We start from the raw sequence: 21,640 nt of genomic DNA, 5'->3' as shown, positions 1-21,640 counted from the left end.
AAACATTAGTGTTATGAAAAATAATATGCTAATTTCTTTTCTGGTCTTACTTTTTACAGTGTCATCTTTAGACGCACAAACAGCTATTCCAGATCCAATTTTTGAGGATTATCTTGAGACTCATGCTGAAGATGGCACAATAGTTAGTTTAGGTGACGCAGCAAGTATGGGAGATGGTATTGCCAATAATGGTTTAGTCTCAACTGATAGAATTAATACTGTTGTATCTCTTAGTATTGATGGACTAGGAATTTCAGACTTATCTGGAATTGAAGATTTTTCAGCTCTGGAAACATTGATTTGTAACAATAATAATTTATCAGCACTAGATATTTCAAGCAATACTAATTTAATATCATTATTGTGCGGTTCTAATTTTTTGACTGCTTTCTCAATAAACAGTAACACTAATTTAGAGACTTTAAATTGTTCCGATAACCAAATTCAGAGTTTAGATGTTTCAAACAATTCTGTATTAGAAAGCCTCACAGCATCAGGTAATCAGCTCTCTGCTATAGATGTTTCTAACAATACTAATCTTACTATATTAAGTATTTCAAATAACAGAATTGCTGGAGAGTTATTTGTAAATAACAATACTAATTTAGAAAGTTTGTTTTGTTCTTCTAATCAAATTAGTGCATTAAACTTAGCGGCAAATACAGTATTAAAAAACCTAGATGCATCTAATAATGTATTAACCGATTTAGATTTAAGCACTATAAATACCGTTATTTGTCCAGATCCACAAACCGATCCAATTACCTTATGTCAAGGTTCGGCAACAATTAATGTTTCAAGAAATCAATTAACCTCATTAATTGTGGCGAATGGTTATAACGACCTATTTGCTGTAGTCAACTCAACTGACAATCCAGACTTATTTTGTATTCAAATTGATAGTGGTTTTACACCTTCTGGTTGGATAAAAGATGGCTGGACATATTACAGCGAAAACACATGTGTAGATATTTATACCTATGTACCAGATGATAATTTTGAGCAAGCTTTGATTACACAAGGGTATGATGATACCTCAGATAATTTAGTTTTAACGGCTAATATAGCTATGATTACAGATTTAAATATATCTAATGCGTCAATAACTAGTTTAGTAGGTATTGAAGATTTTTCAGCCTTAGAAGTTTTAGATTGCAGTACTAATACTATTGAGAGTTTAGATCTTTCAAATAATACAACCTTATTAGAACTAGATGTCACTAACAATAATTTATCAGCATTAGATTTAAATGCAAATTCAGCTTTAACAACATTGTATATTGCGAGTAATGCAATTGAGACAATGGATCTAATTAATAATACGGCATTAACGATTCTTAATTGTTCAAATAATTCATTGACTAGTTTAGATGTCAGTGCTAACGTATTGCTAAATGATTTAGATTGTTCTTTTAATGAAATTGAAAGCTTAAATGTTACAGCCAATATAGGGTTAGTAAGTCTGTTGTGTAATGATAACAACTTGTTCGCATTAACTATTAACAATGGAACTAATACATCTATTTCTGCCCTTAACGCTATAAATAACCCAAATTTGTTTTGTATTCAAGTTGATGATGTAGCATTTTCAGATACAGCTACAGGCTGGCAGAAGGATGCTTCAGCTTCATATAACTTAGTTTGTGGTACCTATATTCCTGATGATAATTTTGAACAAGCTTTAATTGATCAAGGTATTGATACAGATGGAACACTAAATAATTTTGTGGCAACAGCAGATATCAATACGCTCGCAACACCTTTAGATATATCAGGATTAGCTATTTCTGATCTAACAGGAATTCAAGATTTTACTTTATTACAGGACTTGAATTGCTCAAATAATATGATATCAGAGTTGAATCTAGAGTCAAATACTGCATTGGTTAATCTAGATTGTTCCAACAATCAAATCGAAGATTTAAACCTAACTACTAATACTGCTTTAACAGTAATACTTTGTAATGACAACAACTTATTAACCCTTAATATTGAAAATGGAAATAATGGCTCATTGACGGCATTTAATGCGACAAATAATCCCAATTTGTTCTGTATAAATGTTGACGACGCCGTTGTTGGAAACATTCCTGCAAGTTGGCAAAAGGATGCTTTTGCAATCTATAATGGTGATTGCATTAATAATCGGTTTACTGCAATACCTGATGCTTTGTTTGAGCAGGCACTTATTGATTTAGGTTATGATGATGTTACCGATAATCAGGTATTAACAGCTAATATCGAGCATATTTTAGCTTTAGATGTTAGTGGTGAAGGTATCTCTAACTTAGAAGGTATTCAAGATTTTAAATCACTTATAGAATTAGATTGTAGTAGTAATTTTTTAGACAATTTAAATGTAAGCGGAATGGTATATTTAGAACGCTTAAACTGTAGCTCTAATTACCTGTTAACTAATGATGTTAGTAATCCTAATGGTTTATTAAATACAACAGGAACTATTAGCTTAAAAGAATTGTATTGCGCTGGTAATAATTTAAGTGACCTTGATACGTCTCAGAATAACAATCTAGAGGTATTGGATTGTGCTGATAATAATCTCTCTCTTCTAAATATCAACAACAATACACTACTGAAAACTTTAAATTGTTCTAATAATGATTTAACGAATTTAGACATAAGTAGTAATACTAATATAGAAGACGTAAACTGTAATAGTAATCAGCTAGATAATTTGAATACAGCAAGTGTAAACAATTCAACATTAACTAGGTTGAGCTGTGCAAATAACAATTTATCAAGTCTGTTGGTTAATAATTATCAGGCATTAATATCATTAGATTGTGCATCAAATGAGTTGACGCAACTTAATGTTACTAACAATACAACTTTAAGTTTTCTATCTGCTTCAATTAATCAGATTTCAGATTTAAACTTATTAAGCAATACAGATTTAGAAGAGGTTTTAGTGTCTCAGAACGAATTATCTCAACTAAACGTATCTGCAAACACGCTTTTAGAACATTTAAATTGCGATTTTAATGAGCTAACACAACTAGACTTAGATTCAAATCTACTTCTCGAAATAATATCATGCTCTAGTAATCAATTAACTGAACTAGATTTAAGTAATACTGTTGATTTAATTGAAATCAATGCAAGTTCAAATATGTTAACGAGTTTAATTCTCTCCAATAATCTAGGGAAATTAAAAGCTCTTAATGTAAGCAACAATCAAATTGAAAGTGATATGGATTTAACGACAATGGCAGTTTCTGCATGTGTTTTTGAAGCCAACCAAACTGATTTTTGTCCAGAAATAATTTCTATAAACCTTTCAAATAATCTTCTAAGTTTTGTAGACATTCAAAATGGTATAAATGAAGATATAGTTAATTTTAATGCTTCTGGAAATCCAAATTTGGATTGTATTCAGGTTGATGATGCAGATAATGTTCCTGTAAATTGGATAAAAGATGAAACCACTTCATATAATGTAAATTGCAACTTTGGAGAAACCTATGTGCCAGACGATAACTTTGAACAAGCGTTAATAGCTTTAGGTTATGATTCAGGACCATTAGATGATTATGTGTTAACTGCTAATATTGATATATTAACAAGTTTAGATGTTAGTGGAAATGCTATTGCAGATTTCACAGGTATAGAAGATTTTGAAGCTTTAGAAAGTTTAAACTGCGCTAACAATGTTTTAGGAGAGATAGATTTAAGCTCTAACACTAATTTGCTTAGTGTTGACTGTTCAAACAATCAGTTATCTAATTTAGATGTTTCAAGTAATGTCTTATTAACCAATTTGAATTGCTCTAGTAATTCTATAAGTACTATAGGTCTTAGTGCAAATACAGATCTTATCGATCTAAATATTTCCAGTAATTCATTTAGTTCGTTTGTAACAAGTGAGGTGTTGTCTTTACAAGTATTTAATTGTGATAATAACACTATTGTGGAACTCGATTTTCAGCTTAATCAATCCTTAACAAACATAAGTTGTCAATCTAACTTATTAGAGCTTCTCAATATAAGAAATGGACAGAATGCTATATTAACTGATTTAAATGCACAGAATAATCCTAATTTAACCTGTGTAGAAACAGATACTGGTTCAGTTCCTTCAGGTGCAACTTGGTCAATTGATGCTACGGCTCAATTTGCAATCGAATGCTTTTTCGGACAAACTTATGTACCAGATGACAATTTTGAACAAGCCTTAATTGATTTTGGCTATGATTCCGGTCCTTTAGATGATTATGTCTTAACCGAAAACATTGATGATATAAATTATTTAAATGTCAGCGGAAGTGAAATTTCAGATATAACTGGTATTGAAGATTTTGTGAATCTAACCAGTTTAGAATTAGGAGAAAATTTAATTTCAACTATAGATTTAAGTAATAATGCGCTCTTAGTAAATTTAAATGTCTCTGGTAATTCACTTTCACTTATTGATTTAGCCGAACTTTCTAACTTAACATCTTTAGACGTGTCTAATAATAACTTAACTCAGATAAATCTAGAGAACAATTTAAGCCTTATTAATTTAGATGTTTCCAATAATATGCTGACCAATTTATCAGTTGATCAATTAATAAATTTACAGGATGTTAATTGTGGCTCTAACCAAATTAGTAGTTTAAACTTTACTCAGAATATAAATTTAAGCATCTTGTTTTGCCAAGCCAATATTTTAATCGCAGATCAGTTAAATATTCAAAATGGTAATAATGAAAACTTACTCATATTTAATGCTACAAATAATCCTGATTTAGGATGTATTTTGGTAGATGATCCAGTTGCTGTTATTTCGAACACAGATGGACTTTATGACAATTGGCTCAAAGATAATACGGCTAGCTATCAAACCATATGCGAAGATGCAGATAATGATGGTGTACCAAACGAAGACGATTTATGCCCAAGTACGGAGTTTGGTGCTACAGTGGATTTATTTGGATGTGCTATAATAGATTTGCCAAATGACAACTTTACAATTTTGATTACTGGCGAATCCTGTATGAACAGTAATGATGGAAAAATTTCAATAGAAACTCAAGAACTTTACGCCTACACAGCAACACTTACTAGTGAAGACTTCTATCAAGAATATAATTTTACCAATAGTGTTGACATGTTAAATCTGTTAGCTGGAACCTACGAAATGTGCATCACTATTGCAGAATGGCCAGATTATGAAAGTTGTTATACCATTATTATTACTCAACCAGAACCGCTCGAAGTTTTTGCGAGTAGATCTGCTTCAGGTAATGAGGTCTCTGTAGATTTATCTGGTAGTGCTAGCTATAAGATAGAATTTAATGGTGATTCGTTTATTACGCACAACTCAACGATCAACTTACAGTTACAACAAGGTGTAAACAATTTAAAAGTAAGTACAGATTTAGATTGCCAAGGTATATACGAAAAACAAATACTCATGACTAATGAGTTTATGCTCTATCCAAATCCCTTTGAAGATCAAATTAATATAAGTAAAAGTAATATAGAAGAAGAAATTACGGTTCGTATCTACTCTAATTTAGGTCAATTAGTGGCGCATAAAATATTTAGCAATCAAGATTCTAATTTGAATATAGATACTAGTCAGTTAGAAGCTGGCTTCTATATGGTTAAAATAGAGTCAAAGAAGCAAACATCAGTATATAAAATTGTAAAAAAATGAAAAGAGTAAACTACATATTTTGTTTGTTAGTTTTTATATTAGGATGTAAAGACACTACAGATGATTTACCTATAAATAACGGCAATGGTAATGGTGCGCAAGACCCTGAGGTTGGAGTTCAGTTAATATTTCCATTTGAAGGTTCATTGTGCAATGAAGGTACTAATATAACACCAACCGAAAGTACTGTGAATTTTGAATGGATACCTAATGATAACGCATTAAGCTATAAACTGAGTGTGCAGAATTTAGACACCGATGTTATTACAGAATATATAACAGAAGATTTTATATTGCCCATAACAATAGAGCGTTCACAGGCCTACAGATGGGTTGTAGAATATGATATACAGGAAGAAACTAAAACAAGTGCTATTTGGAACTTTTACAACGCAGGACCAGGCGAACAGACCTATGCACCTTTTCCAGCAGAAATTTTATCACCGACAATGGCAGAGAATTTAGCATCTACTACCTCAATTACACTACAATGGAGTGGTAGCGATGTTGATGATGATATTATTGGTTATGACGTGTATTTCGGTACAGAAAGCTCGCCAACATTAAACACAAGTGATATGACTTCAAATCAACTGACAGTTGCTGTAGCACCAGGTAGCATTTACTATTGGGAAATTGTCACTAAAGATGCTGAGGGTAATACATCAGAGTCTGGTGTTTATCAGTTTAGGATATTAGAATAGTTTAAATAATCCTTAGTTATAAATAAAAAAAGCAAATCTTTAAAGATTTGCTTTTTTTGACTAATTCAGATTGTTTTATCAATCCCATTGTTTTTGGGTAGTGCTCAATCCTTGGTACATAATCAGAGAGCTGGTTAAGTCTATATTATAAAAAAATGAGACTTCACCTGGCTCACAAGCATATATACTTTCAGGATTAACTTTAAACCCAATTTTATTTGGAGAGTAAATACTCAAAAAACCAATGTTGCTAGTCTCCAAGGTATTTCCCTTAAGTACAAAATAATTTTCACCACTATTATGGTTAGGCAACGTACTGCCAACATTCTCATAATCACCTGCTATGTCAGAAATAGATTGCTTAATTCGTGTAGATGAATTATTATCTTCGAATGCATTGTATTTAATAGCAAATACATAACTATTTTCTGGAATTGTCAATCCATTATTATTTGCCCAAGTTGAGGGAGAATTTGCACCATATGTTGTAGAGTTTGCATTATATTGAACATCCGATGTCGCAACTTTCCTAATCTCGTTCAGTTCAGTTACAAGCGTATTGAATTCATTTTCTGTAATTAAAATCCAATTACCTGCATCTGCATCTTTATAAGCTTGTTTAGATTCAGTTAAGTGAAATTCAATATCATCTATGTCATTAAGATTTATCGTTATTGTAGATTCTACGTATTCATTAATTGTACTAACTTGTACTGTGGCTTCTATCACAGGATTAGTTTCGTAGTCATATAAAGTTTCGTCTGCAATAGTTATGTTACCATTTACAGCATCTACTTCTATGGCTCCTTGTGGATTTTGTGAGATAATATAAAACTCAGCATCCATATTGACTTCAATAGTTCCCAAAAACTCAGTGCTCATTGGGTTTTCGTTTATTATGGTTTGAAAATTCTCAGCAACTAAACTAATGGTTGATTCATCTTTTGAGCCTACTTTTTCATCACTACAATTTGAGATGAGCACAATGAAAGCTATAAGCATAGAATAATTTCTAAATTGCCTAAACTTTAGTATATATCCAATCATAATTAGTCCCATTGTTTCTCAGTTGTACTTAAACCTTGGTAAAGAATAACAGCAGTATCAGTGGCTCCAGTAGTCCCTAAAGTTGAAGCATCAGATTGCGAAAAATAATAAATGGTATTAGTACTTGCTAACTCTTTATAACCTATCTTCTTAGGACAAAAAATGGCTAAAAATCCAGAATTAGTAGTTGGTGTATTATTTCTTTTTAATACAAAATAATTTTCTCCAGAATCGTGCATTGGCAGGGTAGAGCCTAGGTTACTATATTCGTCTTGAGGATTTGTACTAGAAATTTTTACTTTAGCAGAATCAACATTGTCTTCGGTAACATTGTATCTAAAGGCAAACACATAACCATTATTAGGAATTGTAGCACCATTATTGTTTGCCATTGTGATTCCATCATCACCTGAGCCTACGGGAATAATATTGCTATTAAAGCTATATTGTTCATCTGTGGTACCTGATTTACTAACATTATCGAGCGTTATTTCCAATAAATTATATTCAGGACCAGTAATTTTAACCCAAGAACCAACATTGGCATTTTGATATGCAGATTTGGAGGTAGTCAATGACAATTCAATTTTATCGGTTGTTTGCTGAGAAGGATTTGAACTGGAATCGTCACTAGAACAAGATGTTGTAATAAAACTTAATAATAAAGCAAATACGAAAGTGTTTTTTAAATAATTCATGATTAAAAGTGTTTTGTGGTTAAACATGGTTTTGCGTGACCTTGCGCCTAAAAGGTCTGCAGCCCAAGCGAGCGCAAGACACCACAAAACTGGTTTGTCAACTTAATGACATTGTAAACTTATAATCAAGATTTTGTATTAGCTAAAATTAGCGGTAGACAAGCGGTAGACAAGCGATAGTTAATGATTTAAATTGTTGGTAATCATATGTTTATGATCGTATCTTCTAGAGAGTCTTCAGTGGATAAATTGAGTTTTTTGCGTAATCTGTAACGTGCTTTTTTAATTCCGTCTGGTGAAATATTAAGAATACTAGCCAATTCTTTATTAGATAAGTTCATTTTTAAAAGCGCTATTAAACGTAAATCATTAGTATTGATTTCCGGATAGCGTACCTTTATTTTTTCATTAAATCCTTGATAGGCTTGTTCAAAATATGAGGTAAAACTTTCCCAATTTTTGTCATCTTGTAAATCAAAATTTATGGTATGTATTAATTGTTGGTAGCCATTTTTACTATCGCTATCAAGTTTAAGCGCTTCAGCCTTTACTTTTAATTTTTCCAAAACTTCATTTTTCTTGGCTAATTGTAATGCATGCGTGGTGAGTTCTTTCTTTTTAAACTCTAATTCAGCATCAACTTTCTCTTTTTCCAATCCATTACGTTTCATTTTTTGTCTAAAACCGTAGAAGCCGAATCCTAAAGCAATTAAAGAAAGGGTTAGGCCACTACTTAAAAGCCATTTTTGTAAGGTGCTGACTTTTGCTCTTTCCTCTAAAAGATCTATTTCATTTTCCTGTAATGCTATTTCTTGCTCCTTTTTTTCAGTTTCATAAACAATCTGTAGCTCTTCTGTTTTTTGCTTATTTTCAATATTAAATAAAGAATCGTTTAGTCTTTTGTTTCTTTTAAAAACAGACAAAGCCTCTTCAGCTTTTCCTGTTTTATCGAGTGCTAATGACTTATAATGTAAAGCATCTGTTAGTCTTTGTATATCATTTATTTTTTCTGAAATAGTAATACTTTCATCTAGTAAAGCAATAGCTTTTGTATAATCTCCTTTTTCAAAATAAGCTTGACCTAAATAGAATTTTGCTCGAGTTTCGTTGTGCGGTATACTTAACGATTCATATAGCTCTTGTCCCTCATTAAAGTGTGTTATGGCATTATCGTACTGTTTTTGGTTAAGTTTAAGTCTCCCTAAGTTTAAATAGCTTCGAGCTATATTACTATTAAAATTTAATTCCTTTGATAAAATAAGGGCATCGGATAAGTAGCGTTCTGCCTTATTGTATTCTCCTAAATTTAGATACGAATCTCCAATATAGCTTTGAGCTTGAGCAATAAATATTTTGTTGTCCAAGGTTTTGTATATATCTAGAGCTTCCTCAAAAGCTTCAATCGCTTCATTTTGTTTACCATTACCTTGATATGCGTCACCAATAAGCATTAAACTTTGAGCGATGTTAACTGAGTCCTTTAATGTTTTATATAAATTTAAAGCTTTTTGGTTGGCATCGACTGATAAATTAGAGTATCCTTTAAAATTATATGCTTGAGATTTAACTACATAGATTCTTGCCAACCTTGAGGTATCTGAAAATTTTTCAAAAATTGGAGCTAGCGAATCTAGCATAGTAATGGCTTTATCCGTATTACCAGAAGCGAGTTCAAAATAAGCTAAATTGGAAGTTTGGCTACTTGCATTTAAAGTATCATTAGCAAGCCATAATTGTTCAATATTCTTTTTTGTGTAATATTTGGCAGAATCAATTCTACCTATAGAATTATAATATGATGATTGATAAAAAAAAGCTTGAGATTGGCCTTTGTTATTTTTTGAGTTTTGATATAGTTTTAATGCTTTTCTGGCATAATCTAATGTTTTTTTTGGTTGTTTGAATCTGTATATTTCAGCCAATTCAATATAGTTTGAGGCTTTTATAGTATCAATTTTAGTTGATTCTATCTGACTTAAAAGGCTATCAATTTTTTTTTGATTTTGTTGCGCAGTAGAAATAGATACCTGCACTAGTAATATAAAGAAAAAACATTTTTCACGCATAATGTAAAAATTAGTAGCAGACATTTAAAGGTAATAAAAAAAAGCAAACCATTTGGTTTGCTTTTACTACAACTAACTTAAAAATCAGTTCTTTACCAACCTTAGGGTTTTTTAATGATTGAGCTTTATGCTTCCTATCTGATTTTTAATTCTTCAAACTTTATAACGCGTTTACCGTTTTCCATTTTAACTGTAAAGGCATACGATTCTTTTACCCATGGTTTTCCGCTATGGGTAAATACAAGTACACGTTCTCCATCAGTTCTAAATTCAATGAGTCCAAAATTTGTACGTTCAAAACCAGCATAGACAATATCTTTTAAACCATCATCTTTTAATGTCGGAGAAAACATAGCAGTTAACTCATCTTTTGAGAATGATGTTTTAGTACTATTTTTAAAGAAATTTTTAAGATCACTATTTTTAAAAGAGAGGTCTTTATATTTAAAAAAGGCAGCTAATTCCGTTGAAAAAATAACACCCTTGTCCTCTCTAGAAATCTTACCTAAAGCGTTCATTAATGTAGCTCTAGGATGCATATATTCCCAAAATTCACTATCATCACCTGAAGAAATTAATGATACAATAGGTTCCATTTTATTAAGGGTTTTAAAATCAAACTCGTGAGAACCATGATGTGGTGCTTTTAATACTTCAGCCTTTAATAAACGATCATCTAGCTTCTTATTAAGGATCTGCATTGACTCTTCATTTAGGTCACCAGTAAAATTAATTCTAATATTGCCATAGGATAGTCTAAAGGCAATAGAATGTCCGTTGATAGTATGCGAAGAAGAAAAACTATTTGATGATGTGCTAAGTCCCTGTGTTTCTATTTCTGGATCTGGTGCGTGCTTATGTAAAAAAGGTAATGCTTCAACTTCTTGCCCATTTTTAGTAACTTTTTCCGTAAAAGGACCATGTAAATCTATTTTTATATCATTATCGAGGAAATTAAAAATTTGAGATTCATTCATTCCATGACTAACTCTCTTAAATATAATGGGACTTCTAGCTGACCAATGATCTAGTGACTTTTTCCAAGCTTTAAATTTTATATTTTGCTCATTGAGTGGGACTTGTCTTGGGTCATCCACTAATTCTGTAATAAATAATTTTCCATTATCGACTACTGTTTCTCCTAATCTGTCCTTCTCAGTAACGGAGGATGGTCGTTTTACCAATCCATTGTGTAGTATTTGCTTAGGTTGTATCGCTACTTTTTTGTAACGTCTTGCACCACGATATTTTTCAGCTTTCACAAGTTCGTTTAAACCTTGAAAATGATCTGCATCACCATGAGTTATAATCATGGCATCAACAGGAACAGGATTTGAAGATGAGGATTTTTTATATCTAAATCTGGCTGCAAAATGCCTCGCAAAAAGTACATTGTGTCCTCCGTCTATAATTATGATTTTATCATCTGGAGTTTGTAGAACCATACCATCTCCTTGCTGTACATCTACCATGGACATTTTTAGAGTGCTTTTGGTCATGGTTTTTGGTTTTCCTTTAATGTAGCCTACATATGGGCTGAAAAAACGATTGAGAATTTTAACTTTTGTTTTTCTTGTCTGTGAAGAATATTCAATAATTTCAAAAGGATCTCCAAATATTAAAATATCACTTTTTTTATAAGTACCATCAGATCTCTTTCTATAGATTGATACAAAATCTTCAGCTATAAAGGTTTCCATAAGTTTTATTGTTTTGGTTGTGATTTAAAGATAATATTTAATTTTAAATAACTGATTTTTAGATCATTATTTGTTTTGAGATGTTGTGTAAAGACTTTGCTTTTCTGAAAATTTATTATTAGTTATTTAAAAGGGAGTGTATTGTTTTTGATAAAACTCATAAACTGTTAAAAAGTTAATTTAAAAAACAGCAAAACGTAAATTGTAATTCCTAAATCATTTCTATTTTTGCACATGCAACACAACAAAGTCCTAATTTTAGATTTCGGATCGCAATACACACAACTTATTGCGCGCAGAGTAAGAGAGTTAAACATCTATTGCGAAATCCATCCTTTCAATAAAATCCCTAACGATTCAGAAAGCTTTAAAGCTGTTATATTATCTGGTAGTCCAGTTTCTGTGCGTTCAGAAGATGCATTACATTTAGATTTATCTCAAATACGAGGAAAAAAACCAATGTTAGCTGTTTGTTATGGTGCACAATATTTAGCACATTTTTCTGGTGGTGAAGTTGCTGAATCTAATACTAGGGAGTATGGAAGAGCAAATTTGGGATTCATTAAATCTGATGAAGATTTCTTTGAGAACATTCATGAAGGTAGTCAGGTTTGGATGAGTCATAGTGACACGATAAAACAACTTCCAACTGATGGAGTTCTTTTAGCAAGTACTGAAGATGTTGAGAATGCTGCTTTTAAAATTGAAGGTGAAGAGACTTATGCTATTCAATTCCATCCAGAAGTATACCATTCTACAGACGGTCATCAGCTTTTACATAATTTTTTAATAAAAATAGCTGAGGTAGAACAAGATTGGACTCCACAATCTTTTGTTGAAGAAACCGTTGATGAATTAAAGACAAAACTAGGTAGTGATAAAGTAGTGCTAGGTTTATCTGGTGGTGTAGATTCGTCAGTAGCAGCAATGCTGTTGCATAAAGCTATTGGAAAAAACCTATTCTGCATCTTCGTTAATAATGGACTTTTACGAAAGAATGAGTTCGAAGATGTATTGCATCAATACGAAGGCATGGGATTAAACGTTAAAGGTGTAGATGCTTCGGCACGCTTTTTGGATGCTTTGAAGGGATTGAGCGATCCAGAGCTAAAAAGAAAAGCTATTGGTCGTGTGTTCATTGAGGTTTTTGATGATGAGGCACATCGTATAAAAGACGTAAAATGGTTGGCGCAAGGCACAATTTATCCAGATGTTATTGAAAGTGTTTCAGCAACTGGAGGACCAAGTGCAACGATTAAAAGTCATCATAATGTAGGTGGATTACCAGACTATATGAAGTTAAAAGTTGTTGAACCGCTTAAAGCATTATTTAAAGATGAAGTAAGAAGAGTTGGTGCTTCTATGAATATGGATAGTCAACTTTTAGGTCGTCATCCTTTTCCAGGACCTGGATTGGGAATTCGTATTCTCGGCGACATAACTGCTGAGAAAGTGCGCATCTTACAAGAGGTAGATGCTATTTTTATAAATAATCTACGTTCTTGGAATTTATATGACAAAGTGTGGCAAGCTGGTGCAATGTTATTGCCAGTAAATAGTGTGGGAGTAATGGGTGATGAACGAACTTATGAAAAATGCGTAGCTTTACGAGCTGTAGAAAGTACAGATGGTATGACTGCAGATTGGGTAAATTTACCATATGAGTTTTTGCAAAAAACCTCAAATGAAATTATAAATAAAGTAAAAGGTGTAAATAGAGTAGTGTATGATATAAGCTCTAAACCACCTGCAACTATTGAGTGGGAATAATAAAACAGAATACATGAAGAATTTTTTGACCATCATATTAATTGCTTTTACAATTAGTCTCAGTGCGCAAAAGTACGTAGAGCATAAAGTTGAAGCTGGTGAAACCATTGAAAGTATTGCCAAAAAGTATTTGGTAACACCTTTTGATATCTATGCATTAAATCCTGATGCAAAGCGTAAGTTTCAACCCAATACGGTTTTAATCATTCCAAATTCAAAAATTAAGAACGATCCTATTGAGGAAGAATCTCGCGAGTTAATTGGTTATAAGAAACATAAAGTGAAGCGGAAGGAAACCTTATATGGTTTATCAAAGCAATACAAGGTTACAGAAGAAGAAATTAAGAAAGCAAATCGTTTTTTGTATTCTGAAAACCTTAAAAAAGGGGATAGAATAAGAATTCCAAAATACAGAACGGTCATCTCAAAACAGACCTTAAGCAATACAGTAAAGAAGTATAAAGTTCAGCCTAAAGAAGGTAAATGGCGAATTGCTTATAAATTCGGGATTACTGTTGCCGAGCTAGAAGCTTTAAACCCTTCTATGAATGATGTCATTCAACCAGGTGATGAACTCAACGTACCTAACATTGAAGATGAAGATGAAAAACCAATAGAGACCACATATAATTATTATGAGGTTTTACCGAAAGAAGGATTTTACAGGTTAAAAGTAAAGTTAGAGTTAACCCAAGAGCAGCTCGAAGAATTAAATCCTGAACTAAAAGAAACAGGTTTAAAAGCGGGAATGGTTTTAAAAGTTCCATCTGGTACTGATGTTACAGGTAGTTTAGGAAATGTAGAAACTACAAATTTAAAAGGAAGTTTAAAGAATTTTGAAACTAAAAAAATAGCTTTGATGATGCCATATCAATTAGATAAAATTGATGTGGATGCCACAGAAGAAACTAAAGACAGAATTAAAAACAACAAACGATTATCTATAGTTTTAGATTTTCATGTTGGTGTGATGATGGCATTAGATTCTGCAAAGCAATTGGGTATTTCCACTGATCTAAAGGTTTTAGATACACGAAACCAAATTTCAGCTACAGGAAAGTTATTAGAGGATAATGATTTTTCAGATTATGATGCTGTAATTGGACCTATGGATGACGTAAGTTTTGATCGTGTAGCGACAACACTTAGAAGATACAATGTACCTGTTGTAGCAGCTATGAATAAGCCTGAGAAAGTTTATGGTAATGTGTTTCAAACTGTGCCAGAAGATAAGCAATTGCGCAAAAAAATTATAGATTTTGTGAAAGCAGACAGTTTAAAAACTAAAGTAGTTATTATTTCAGATCAAGCTCATCGTACATCTAGTGAAGCCTTAAAAAGCGAGTTTCTAGATTCACAACTTATTTTTTCAAGAATGCATAGAAAACATAAGGAAAAGGATGGCTTCTTTATTTACCCTCAGGATATAGAAAATATTTTTCCAGCAGGTAAAACCATTGTGTTTTTAGAAACAAATAATAACTCATTAGCATCTAGCGTCATTAGTATGCTCAATGCTAAGATTGATCCTAAAACAGAAGTTGTTTTAATGACTTTAGATAAAAATAAAGCTTTTGAAGGTAAAAATATAGACAACAATAATTTGTCTAATCTCAAGTTTCATTATCCTTCCGTAAATAAAGATTTTGATGAATATAAATCTAATAGTTTTGTAAGATCTTATCGTAAAGAATATGGAGTGTCTCCAAGTAAATATGCTACTCGTGGATTTGATATTACTTTAGATTTATTGATGCGTTTGGCGTCAGAAGAAAATTTATACGAAGCTTCTAGTGATATGATAGAAACAGAATATATAGAAAACAAATTCAGATACAAAAAATCGTTGTTTGGAGGCTATGTAAATGAAGCCGTTTATATCGTGAAATATGATAACTTAAGAATAGTTAAAGTCAATTAGTAAACCTTTAAAATGTACTTAAAGTCTCTCATATTGTGTCTTTTACTTTTTTTTGTTGGTAATAACTCCAACGAAGAAACTATGACTTGGAATGAATCTCGAAAATTGATTTGGGAAGATTTTAAGGCAGATCCTAATTTGGAGTCTGATGCAGTTGCTTTAACAGCTTCTGGTATTACTTTCGGTTATTCGGTAAAAACTTCAGGTAGACGAATTATTGATTTTTCTACATCTGTAGAAGCTCATTTTTATCCTTATAAATCTTGGTATCTTAAAGAAAAAGGGAATGACCATATTTTAAGTCATGAGCAATTACATTTTGATATTACGGAGTTGTATGCACGTAAATTTAGAGAGCAATTAAAGCGATTAAAAGTAAATCAAAATCTGAAAGACCAGATGAATAGATTGCATACTGCAATTAATGAAGCGCTTAACGAAACACAAAAGCGTTACGACGCGCAAAGCGAACATTCTATAAATTCTGAAATGCAAAAGCAATGGGAAAGTTTTATAGCTAAAGAGCTTGCTGACTTAGAACAATACAAGTCTTAATTAATTTGGAAGGTAGTAAAGAAGCACTCATTGAGTTAGCCCACTATAAGATGCCTTTTGGAAAATACAAAAATCAATACTTAGTTGATATTCCAGAATATTATTACACCTGGTTTAAACAAAAAGGATTTCCTGAAGGTAAATTAGGTAGAATGATGATACAGATGTACGATATTAAAATCAATGGTCTCGAAGAATTGATTTATACGATTAAGCGCGATTTTAAGAAGTAGATTTTTTCGTGTTATTTATTTTTCTTCAATATCTAGGTATTGAGAATTTAACAATTTTAAACCATCAATATTTCGTTTTAAAACCTTTTGAACATCTTCTGTTTTTATATGTCCTAAAATTCCCCAAGGACCATTAAATCCTTCTTCTTTAAGGCACTTTATCATTTCAAATTCACTTTTCCCTTTTCCTATTGTTAATATTTTAGGACCATCTTTGATCATTCCATTTAGATTCACATAGGATAAATAAGGCTTTATTTTTTTTACGACTGTTCTAAAATCATCGATATGCTCATGTGCATGATGAAAATTATAAACTATAGAAATAGAGTCTTGACTTACTTGTTCTAAAATTTTTATTTGATTATCAGGATTTCCAAACCAACCAGTATGATTATATAGTGCTAATGAACAACCTACTTCGTCGGCTTTTATTTTAATGAACTTAACCATTTCAACAGCTATATCTAATGATTGAGATTCGTTTAAGTTTTCAAAAAAATTATTACTAAAGGATACCCAAATGGCTGGTTTTTGTTCTAAAGTTTTCAGATTATTTAGTAAGCCTTGATTTTCTTCACTCAATTTGCCGACACTATCTCGTTTAGCGTTTAACCATAAGAATATAGAATTTATCTCAATGTTGTTTTCTTCGGCTAGATTGAATTCTTTTATCATTTGACTGATATCTCCTTTCCCTCTATTATAGCCATATCTTTTGAAACCCATCTCTTTGAGCATTTCAATTCGCTGCTTAGGAGTTCTGTCTAACACATCAAATCCTTTTACACACCATGCTGATACTTCATCGATATCAACTAATTGATCTGTTTTTTTTTCGCAAGAATAACATTGTATCAATAGTAAAAATATTATCCCTATTTTATTCAGTTTGTCCATCTTATTTTAATTAGTATGTCTTAATAATTTCTTAGAACTTTGATTATATAAGTCCATTTCAATATCTTAAGCCATAGGATAATAAATTTACAAATAACATTCGATTTTAAAAATCAAGAAATTTATTCTTTTTCTTTTCTAAACAAAGTATTAAATGCATCGTAGATAGCTAAATGTAAAGTATCACCATGATCTAGTTCTTCAAAAAAGCTAAAATATACTTGGGTATTATCTTTTTTATCTGTTTTTAAAGTCTCGTATAGATCTTTAGCATTTTTTTCCATTATATCACCTTCTTTACCTACTGCAACAAATATTTTCTTTTCTGAGATATGCGCTTTTGGGGTAAGTTCTAGTAGAGATTCATTATCCCACCAAAGACTTGGACTTACAATAATATAGTTATCAAATAGTTCGGGTTTTTTGAATAGGATTTCTGTAGCTAACAAACCACCTAGCGATTGTCCAATAATAGTGCTTGTATTATTAATCTTATATTGAGCTTCAATATATGGTTGAAGTTCGGTTTCAATAAAGCTGATAAATTTTTCGGATGCACCTGTTGTTGGGAAATCTTTTTTATCCTGCTCGATTGTGGTTGGATACGTAAAATCTCTTTTTCTGTCTATATTAGAAATGCCAATAACTATAGACTCAGGCACCATATTAATCCAAGAAAATGATCCAAATTGTACCAACCCAGAAATATGAACAAAATCTTCATTCATAGAGCCATCTAATAAATAAATTGCTGGATAAACTTTTGTAGAATCTGCAGAATACCCTTCAGGTAAATAAATATTAAGTGTTCTATCTTCATCTAATATTTTGGAATGAAATGTGACAGATTCACCAATGATTATAGGTGTTTTAGAAATGGTTCTATTTTGAGCTATAAAACTTTTGGGTAGCAGAACTGTAAATAATAGATAAAAAATGTTCACAGTTTTAAAGAGATGCATTCTGATCATAGTCTATGATTAATTTAATGCTTTATTTCTATATTTAGGCTGCCTGGTGAGTTTCATTGATCGCAATAAATCTAAATACTGATTTTTTACTACTTCGCTTGTAATACTATCAGATTTTATGCCATTAAATCCTGAGACGATTAGATAGCCCTCTTCATTTTTAGTAAATACTATTGTTATAGCTTCATTATAAAATTTAAATTCTATAAACCCATTATCGCCGTAGTAATCACCAACCATAAAATTAGGTTTGTTCATTTCGTCATGTAGTAATTCTAAACCAGTTCTTTGTTTAGCATAATCATAAAATGTTGTAATGAATTCTAGAGTTCCTTTATCACAGATAGATTCGAGAGGCTCTAAATTCTGAGTTAAAAAATAATCTTTAACACGGGGAAAAAATATATTTACAGCTTTTATTATAGAATCTGTTTTGGGTTTAAGCTTCAACTGTTTTTTGTAGTCTTTAATTTTATTACGTGCTTTTACTAACCTTTCAGTGGTTGGATATATACTATTTTCTCCTTTAATTTTCCAGTTCTCACCATCTTTACATAAGTGAATTTTATAATACTCTATACTCGTCATTTTACAGCTAGCGCAATCATCTTCAATTTCTACAGATTTCACATTCATTCTTAGATCTGCTCTTATAATAGGAGCATCGAGCATTTTTTCATACTCATGGTGTAGCATAATTAAACGAAATAATGAATCATCAGCTACAGATTTTAATTCTAATGAATCATTGTTTCTAAGGTTTATTCTTCCATTTATGAATCGGTTACACGTTTCTCTAACTTTTTCAGATTCGCTTTGAGCGCATCCTGAAAGAGTAATTAAGAATACTATTGCTGTAAGAAGTAGAGGTTTTGATTTACGCATAGACAATTATAAAGAATTTAAGTAATCAATTAAAGTTCGTACAGCTTTGCCACGATGCCCAATCTTATTTTTTTCTTCTAAGCTAATCTCAGCGAATGTCTTTTCATAACCATCAGCTTTAAAAATTGGATCGTAACCAAATCCCTTTTCTCCGTGTTTTAGCATTGTTATTTCACCTTTACAAATTCCGGTAAATGTGTACATTTCGCCATTGATATGTAATGCGATTACGGTTTTGAATTGAGCCGTTCTGTTTTTATTATCTGCTAATTCTGAAAGTAATTTATTCATGTTATCCTCAGCATTTCTTTGTGGACCAGCATAACGTGCAGAATACACACCAGGCTCACCGTTGAGTGCTTCAACTTCTAAACCTGTATCATCAGCAAAGCAATCGCAGCCATAGTTGGCTTTGACATATTCTGCTTTTTGAATGGCATTGCCTTCAATGGTTGCTTGAGTTTCAGGAATATCTTCGATGCATAAAATGTCAGACAAGCTGAGTAATTTTATATACTTTGGCATTAAGGCTTGTATTTCTTTGAGTTTATTTAGATTATTTGTAGCGAAAACGAGTTGCATAGGAGTCATAATTGAATAACAAATTTAGCTTAATGTAAGGTAAGCTTAAAATTAAAATGTTTAATTAGAATTTTAGCTAATATTTATGACAAAAGTCAGTCTATTAAAGTACTTAAATATGTATCTTAGTAAAGGAATTATTAACTTAAAGCAAGTAAGAATATGACAGTAAATTTTCAGTATGTAAATACAGATATTAGTGAAACATTATCAGCTTTCACAGAAGAAAAGTTAAATAAATTAGCGAATAAGAATGAATTTTTAATTTCTGCACAAGTATATTTTAAGCATGATGATAAAGATCATAGTGCTGGTAAAATTTGTAAAATTGAATTGAGCCTGCCTGGTCCACGTATTTTTGCCACATCTAATGAAAAAAATTATGAAATGGCAGTTAGCAAAACGATTAATGATTTGTCTAAACAATTGAAAAAGAGAAAAGAAACATACAAAACATATTAATAAGAGTAGCGTTACGACGTTTAATACCAGAGGGTTTATTGTTTTTAGCGATGATGATATGGTTCATTTCTAAGAATAGTAAACCCTCTGTACAGTTGTTCAATAAAAAACAATCTAACCATTTGATGCGAAAAAGTCATTTTAGATAAACCTAGTTTGCCATTGGCTCTCTTATAAACCGTATCTGAGAATCCATAAGGGCCACCAATCACAAAGATTAAAGTCTTAATTCCCGAATTCATATGTTTTTGTAGGTAATTAGAAAATCCAACAGAATCTAGTTGTTTTCCGTTTTCATCTAGTAAAATTAAAACATCAGAAGTCTGTGTTTTAGCTAAAATGAGTTCGCCTTCCTTATCTTTTTGTTGTGCTTCAGACAAATGTTTAACCTTTTTTAAATCTGGAATAATTTCAAATTCAAACCGAATATAATGACTTAATCGTTTTGTATAATCTTCAATTAAGTCTTGAAGATTCTTGTTGTCGGTTTTGCCAATGGCGATGAGCTTTATAGTCATGTTGTCAAAGTTATACTTTTTTGGAATTTGGCATTTAGTTTTTGAAGTTTTAATCTTTCAATTCATATTTTTACACTAAATAAGTTTACAAATGATTTCAAAAGAACAATTCAATAAAGAAATAAAAGGAATTATAACTAATGCTATTAGAGAAGACGTTGGCGATGGCGATCATAGTTCCTTGGCTTGTATTCCTGCTTCTGCACAAGGAAAAGCAAAGCTATTAGTTAAAGACAAAGGAATTATTGCTGGTATTGAATTTGCAAAACAGGTTTTTGCCTATGTTGATGCAGATATGAAAGTTGAAACATTAATTGAAGATGGGAGCAAAGTTAAATATGGAGACATTGCCTTTTATGTAGAAGGCGCATCTCAATCTATATTGAAGGCTGAGCGACTAGTTCTAAACGCTATGCAGCGCATGAGTGCCATTGCGACAAAAACCAGACAGTTTGTTGACTTATTAGAAGGTACTGAAACTAAAATTTTAGACACTCGTAAAACCACACCAGGTATTAGAGCTTTAGAGAAATGGGCAGTAAAAATTGGAGGAGGCGAAAACCATAGATTTGCCTTGTATGATATGATAATGCTAAAAGACAACCATATCGATTTTGCAGGTGGAGTTGCAAAAGCTATCAACTTAACAAAGCAGTATTTAAGTGATACTAACAGAGATTTAAAAATTATAGTTGAAGCCAGAAATCTAGAAGAAATTAAAGAAATTTTAGATGCTGGTGGCGTATATAGAATTCTAATTGACAACTTTAATTACGAGGATACACGCAAAGCGGTAAAGTTGATTGGAGATCAATGTTTAACGGAATCATCTGGTGGCATTAACGAAAGTACACTTAGAAAATATGCAGAATGTGGAGTAGACTATATTTCATCTGGAGCACTTACACATTCAGTATATAATATGGACTTAAGCTTAAAAGCAGTCTAAAACCCTAACAATCGAAA

17 protein-coding genes are annotated in these 21,640 nt (G+C 31.5%); 8 read left to right on the top strand and 9 right to left on the bottom strand.

The window, feature by feature from the left end; genetic code table 11:
• Window positions 1-13: 13 nt before the first annotated feature.
• Window positions 14-5,662, top strand: a complete 5,649-nt coding sequence (locus Q0822_RS16680; RefSeq protein WP_299125859.1) for a T9SS type A sorting domain-containing protein — start codon at window positions 14-16, stop codon at window positions 5,660-5,662.
• A complete protein-coding gene (locus Q0822_RS16675) occupies window positions 5,659-6,366 on the top strand; it encodes a hypothetical protein (RefSeq protein ID WP_299125857.1) in 708 nt (235 codons plus the stop codon). The genes Q0822_RS16680 and Q0822_RS16675 overlap by 4 nt, the downstream gene beginning before the upstream one ends.
• Before the next feature lie 78 nt (window positions 6,367-6,444).
• Here the strand turns inward: Q0822_RS16675 and Q0822_RS16670 are convergent, their stop codons facing one another.
• The 4 genes from Q0822_RS16670 to Q0822_RS16655 all read right to left on the bottom strand — a co-directional run bounded on the left by Q0822_RS16670 (window position 6,445) and on the right by Q0822_RS16655 (window position 11,877).
• Window positions 6,445-7,425, bottom strand: coding sequence for a hypothetical protein (locus Q0822_RS16670; protein ID WP_299125854.1), 981 nt, complete (start codon window positions 7,423-7,425; stop codon window positions 6,445-6,447).
• Entirely contained in the window at window positions 7,416-8,111 is a 696-nt protein-coding gene (locus tag Q0822_RS16665) for a hypothetical protein (RefSeq protein ID WP_299125852.1), read from the bottom strand. The genes Q0822_RS16670 and Q0822_RS16665 overlap by 10 nt, the downstream gene beginning before the upstream one ends.
• Window positions 8,112-8,314: 203 nt before the next feature.
• The gene (locus Q0822_RS16660; RefSeq protein WP_299125849.1) at window positions 8,315-10,177 is read right to left on the bottom strand and encodes a tetratricopeptide repeat protein; all 1,863 of its coding nucleotides are present in this window, start codon (window positions 10,175-10,177) and stop codon (window positions 8,315-8,317) included.
• 134 nt (window positions 10,178-10,311) lie between these two features.
• Window positions 10,312-11,877: an MBL fold metallo-hydrolase gene (locus Q0822_RS16655; RefSeq protein ID WP_299125847.1), complete on the bottom strand. Its 1,566-nt coding sequence runs from the start codon at window positions 11,875-11,877 to the stop codon at window positions 10,312-10,314.
• A 234-nt stretch (window positions 11,878-12,111) separates the two neighbouring features.
• Between Q0822_RS16655 and guaA the strand changes: the two genes are divergently transcribed.
• Genes guaA through Q0822_RS16635 form a run of 4 tightly spaced genes read left to right on the top strand, consistent with a single transcriptional unit; the run spans window position 12,112 to window position 16,356 of the window.
• Entirely contained in the window at window positions 12,112-13,647 is a 1,536-nt protein-coding gene (guaA, locus tag Q0822_RS16650) for a glutamine-hydrolyzing GMP synthase (RefSeq protein WP_299125845.1), read from the top strand.
• Window positions 13,648-13,660: 13 nt separating this feature from the next.
• Window positions 13,661-15,568: a LysM peptidoglycan-binding domain-containing protein gene (locus Q0822_RS16645; protein ID WP_299125842.1), complete on the top strand. Its 1,908-nt coding sequence runs from the start codon at window positions 13,661-13,663 to the stop codon at window positions 15,566-15,568.
• 12 nt (window positions 15,569-15,580) lie between these two features.
• Window positions 15,581-16,123, top strand: coding sequence for a DUF922 domain-containing protein (locus tag Q0822_RS16640; RefSeq protein WP_299125840.1), 543 nt, complete (start codon window positions 15,581-15,583; stop codon window positions 16,121-16,123).
• Between the two features lie 5 nt (window positions 16,124-16,128).
• Window positions 16,129-16,356: a DUF3820 family protein gene (locus tag Q0822_RS16635; protein WP_299125839.1), complete on the top strand. Its 228-nt coding sequence runs from the start codon at window positions 16,129-16,131 to the stop codon at window positions 16,354-16,356.
• A 15-nt stretch (window positions 16,357-16,371) separates the two neighbouring features.
• Here the strand turns inward: Q0822_RS16635 and Q0822_RS16630 are convergent, their stop codons facing one another.
• The 4 genes from Q0822_RS16630 to Q0822_RS16615 form a co-directional block, all read right to left on the bottom strand.
• Complete coding sequence (locus Q0822_RS16630; protein ID WP_299125838.1) at window positions 16,372-17,256, bottom strand: hypothetical protein; 885 nt, start codon at window positions 17,254-17,256, stop codon at window positions 16,372-16,374.
• Window positions 17,257-17,378: 122 nt separating this feature from the next.
• Window positions 17,379-18,200, bottom strand: coding sequence for an alpha/beta hydrolase-fold protein (locus tag Q0822_RS16625; protein WP_299125835.1), 822 nt, complete (start codon window positions 18,198-18,200; stop codon window positions 17,379-17,381).
• A gap of 36 nt (window positions 18,201-18,236) precedes the next feature.
• Window positions 18,237-19,112 (bottom strand): hypothetical protein, encoded by an 876-nt coding sequence (locus Q0822_RS16620; protein WP_299125832.1) that lies wholly within the window; start codon window positions 19,110-19,112, stop codon window positions 18,237-18,239.
• A 6-nt stretch (window positions 19,113-19,118) separates the two neighbouring features.
• Window positions 19,119-19,694: a non-canonical purine NTP diphosphatase gene (locus tag Q0822_RS16615; RefSeq protein WP_299125830.1), complete on the bottom strand. Its 576-nt coding sequence runs from the start codon at window positions 19,692-19,694 to the stop codon at window positions 19,119-19,121.
• A gap of 162 nt (window positions 19,695-19,856) precedes the next feature.
• On the opposite strand from Q0822_RS16615, the gene raiA reads away from it, so the two are divergent.
• The gene (gene raiA, locus Q0822_RS16610) at window positions 19,857-20,156 is read left to right on the top strand and encodes a ribosome-associated translation inhibitor RaiA (protein WP_299125828.1); all 300 of its coding nucleotides are present in this window, start codon (window positions 19,857-19,859) and stop codon (window positions 20,154-20,156) included.
• Window positions 20,157-20,200: 44 nt separating this feature from the next.
• On the opposite strand, the gene rlmH is transcribed toward raiA, so the two are convergent.
• Entirely contained in the window at window positions 20,201-20,674 is a 474-nt protein-coding gene (gene rlmH, locus Q0822_RS16605; RefSeq protein WP_299125826.1) for a 23S rRNA (pseudouridine(1915)-N(3))-methyltransferase RlmH, read from the bottom strand.
• Window positions 20,675-20,765: 91 nt separating this feature from the next.
• Here rlmH and nadC point away from each other — a divergent pair, with 91 nt between their 5' ends.
• Window positions 20,766-21,623: a carboxylating nicotinate-nucleotide diphosphorylase gene (gene nadC / locus Q0822_RS16600; protein WP_299125823.1), complete on the top strand. Its 858-nt coding sequence runs from the start codon at window positions 20,766-20,768 to the stop codon at window positions 21,621-21,623.
• Window positions 21,624-21,640 lie beyond the last annotated feature (17 nt).

It is taken from the genome of uncultured Winogradskyella sp. (genome assembly GCF_947496485.1).
GTDB lineage: Bacteria > Bacteroidota > Bacteroidia > Flavobacteriales > Flavobacteriaceae > Winogradskyella.
The sequence above is the reverse complement of the archived record's forward strand: the minus strand, read 5'-3'. Positions and strand labels throughout refer to the sequence as shown.

Bases quoted from the DNA above. Each gene is read 5' to 3' on its own strand.
- Q0822_RS16680 (WP_299125859.1), top strand. From the start codon at position 14: ATGAAAAATAATATGCTAATTTCTTTTCTGGTCTTACTTTTTACAGTG.
- Q0822_RS16675 (WP_299125857.1), top strand. From the start codon at position 5,659: ATGAAAAGAGTAAACTACATATTTTGTTTGTTAGTTTTTATATTAGGA.
- Q0822_RS16670 (WP_299125854.1), bottom strand. From the start codon at position 7,425: ATGGGACTAATTATGATTGGATATATACTAAAGTTTAGGCAATTTAGA.
- Q0822_RS16665 (WP_299125852.1), bottom strand. From the start codon at position 8,111: ATGAATTATTTAAAAAACACTTTCGTATTTGCTTTATTATTAAGTTTT.
- Q0822_RS16660 (WP_299125849.1), bottom strand. From the start codon at position 10,177: ATGCGTGAAAAATGTTTTTTCTTTATATTACTAGTGCAGGTATCTATT.
- Q0822_RS16655 (WP_299125847.1), bottom strand. From the start codon at position 11,877: ATGGAAACCTTTATAGCTGAAGATTTTGTATCAATCTATAGAAAGAGA.
- guaA (WP_299125845.1), top strand. From the start codon at position 12,112: ATGCAACACAACAAAGTCCTAATTTTAGATTTCGGATCGCAATACACA.
- Q0822_RS16645 (WP_299125842.1), top strand. From the start codon at position 13,661: ATGAAGAATTTTTTGACCATCATATTAATTGCTTTTACAATTAGTCTC.
- Q0822_RS16640 (WP_299125840.1), top strand. From the start codon at position 15,581: ATGTACTTAAAGTCTCTCATATTGTGTCTTTTACTTTTTTTTGTTGGT.
- Q0822_RS16630 (WP_299125838.1), bottom strand. From the start codon at position 17,256: ATGGACAAACTGAATAAAATAGGGATAATATTTTTACTATTGATACAA.
- Q0822_RS16620 (WP_299125832.1), bottom strand. From the start codon at position 19,112: ATGCGTAAATCAAAACCTCTACTTCTTACAGCAATAGTATTCTTAATT.
- Q0822_RS16615 (WP_299125830.1), bottom strand. From the start codon at position 19,694: ATGCAACTCGTTTTCGCTACAAATAATCTAAATAAACTCAAAGAAATA.
- raiA (WP_299125828.1), top strand. From the start codon at position 19,857: ATGACAGTAAATTTTCAGTATGTAAATACAGATATTAGTGAAACATTA.
- rlmH (WP_299125826.1), bottom strand. From the start codon at position 20,674: ATGACTATAAAGCTCATCGCCATTGGCAAAACCGACAACAAGAATCTT.
- nadC (WP_299125823.1), top strand. From the start codon at position 20,766: ATGATTTCAAAAGAACAATTCAATAAAGAAATAAAAGGAATTATAACT.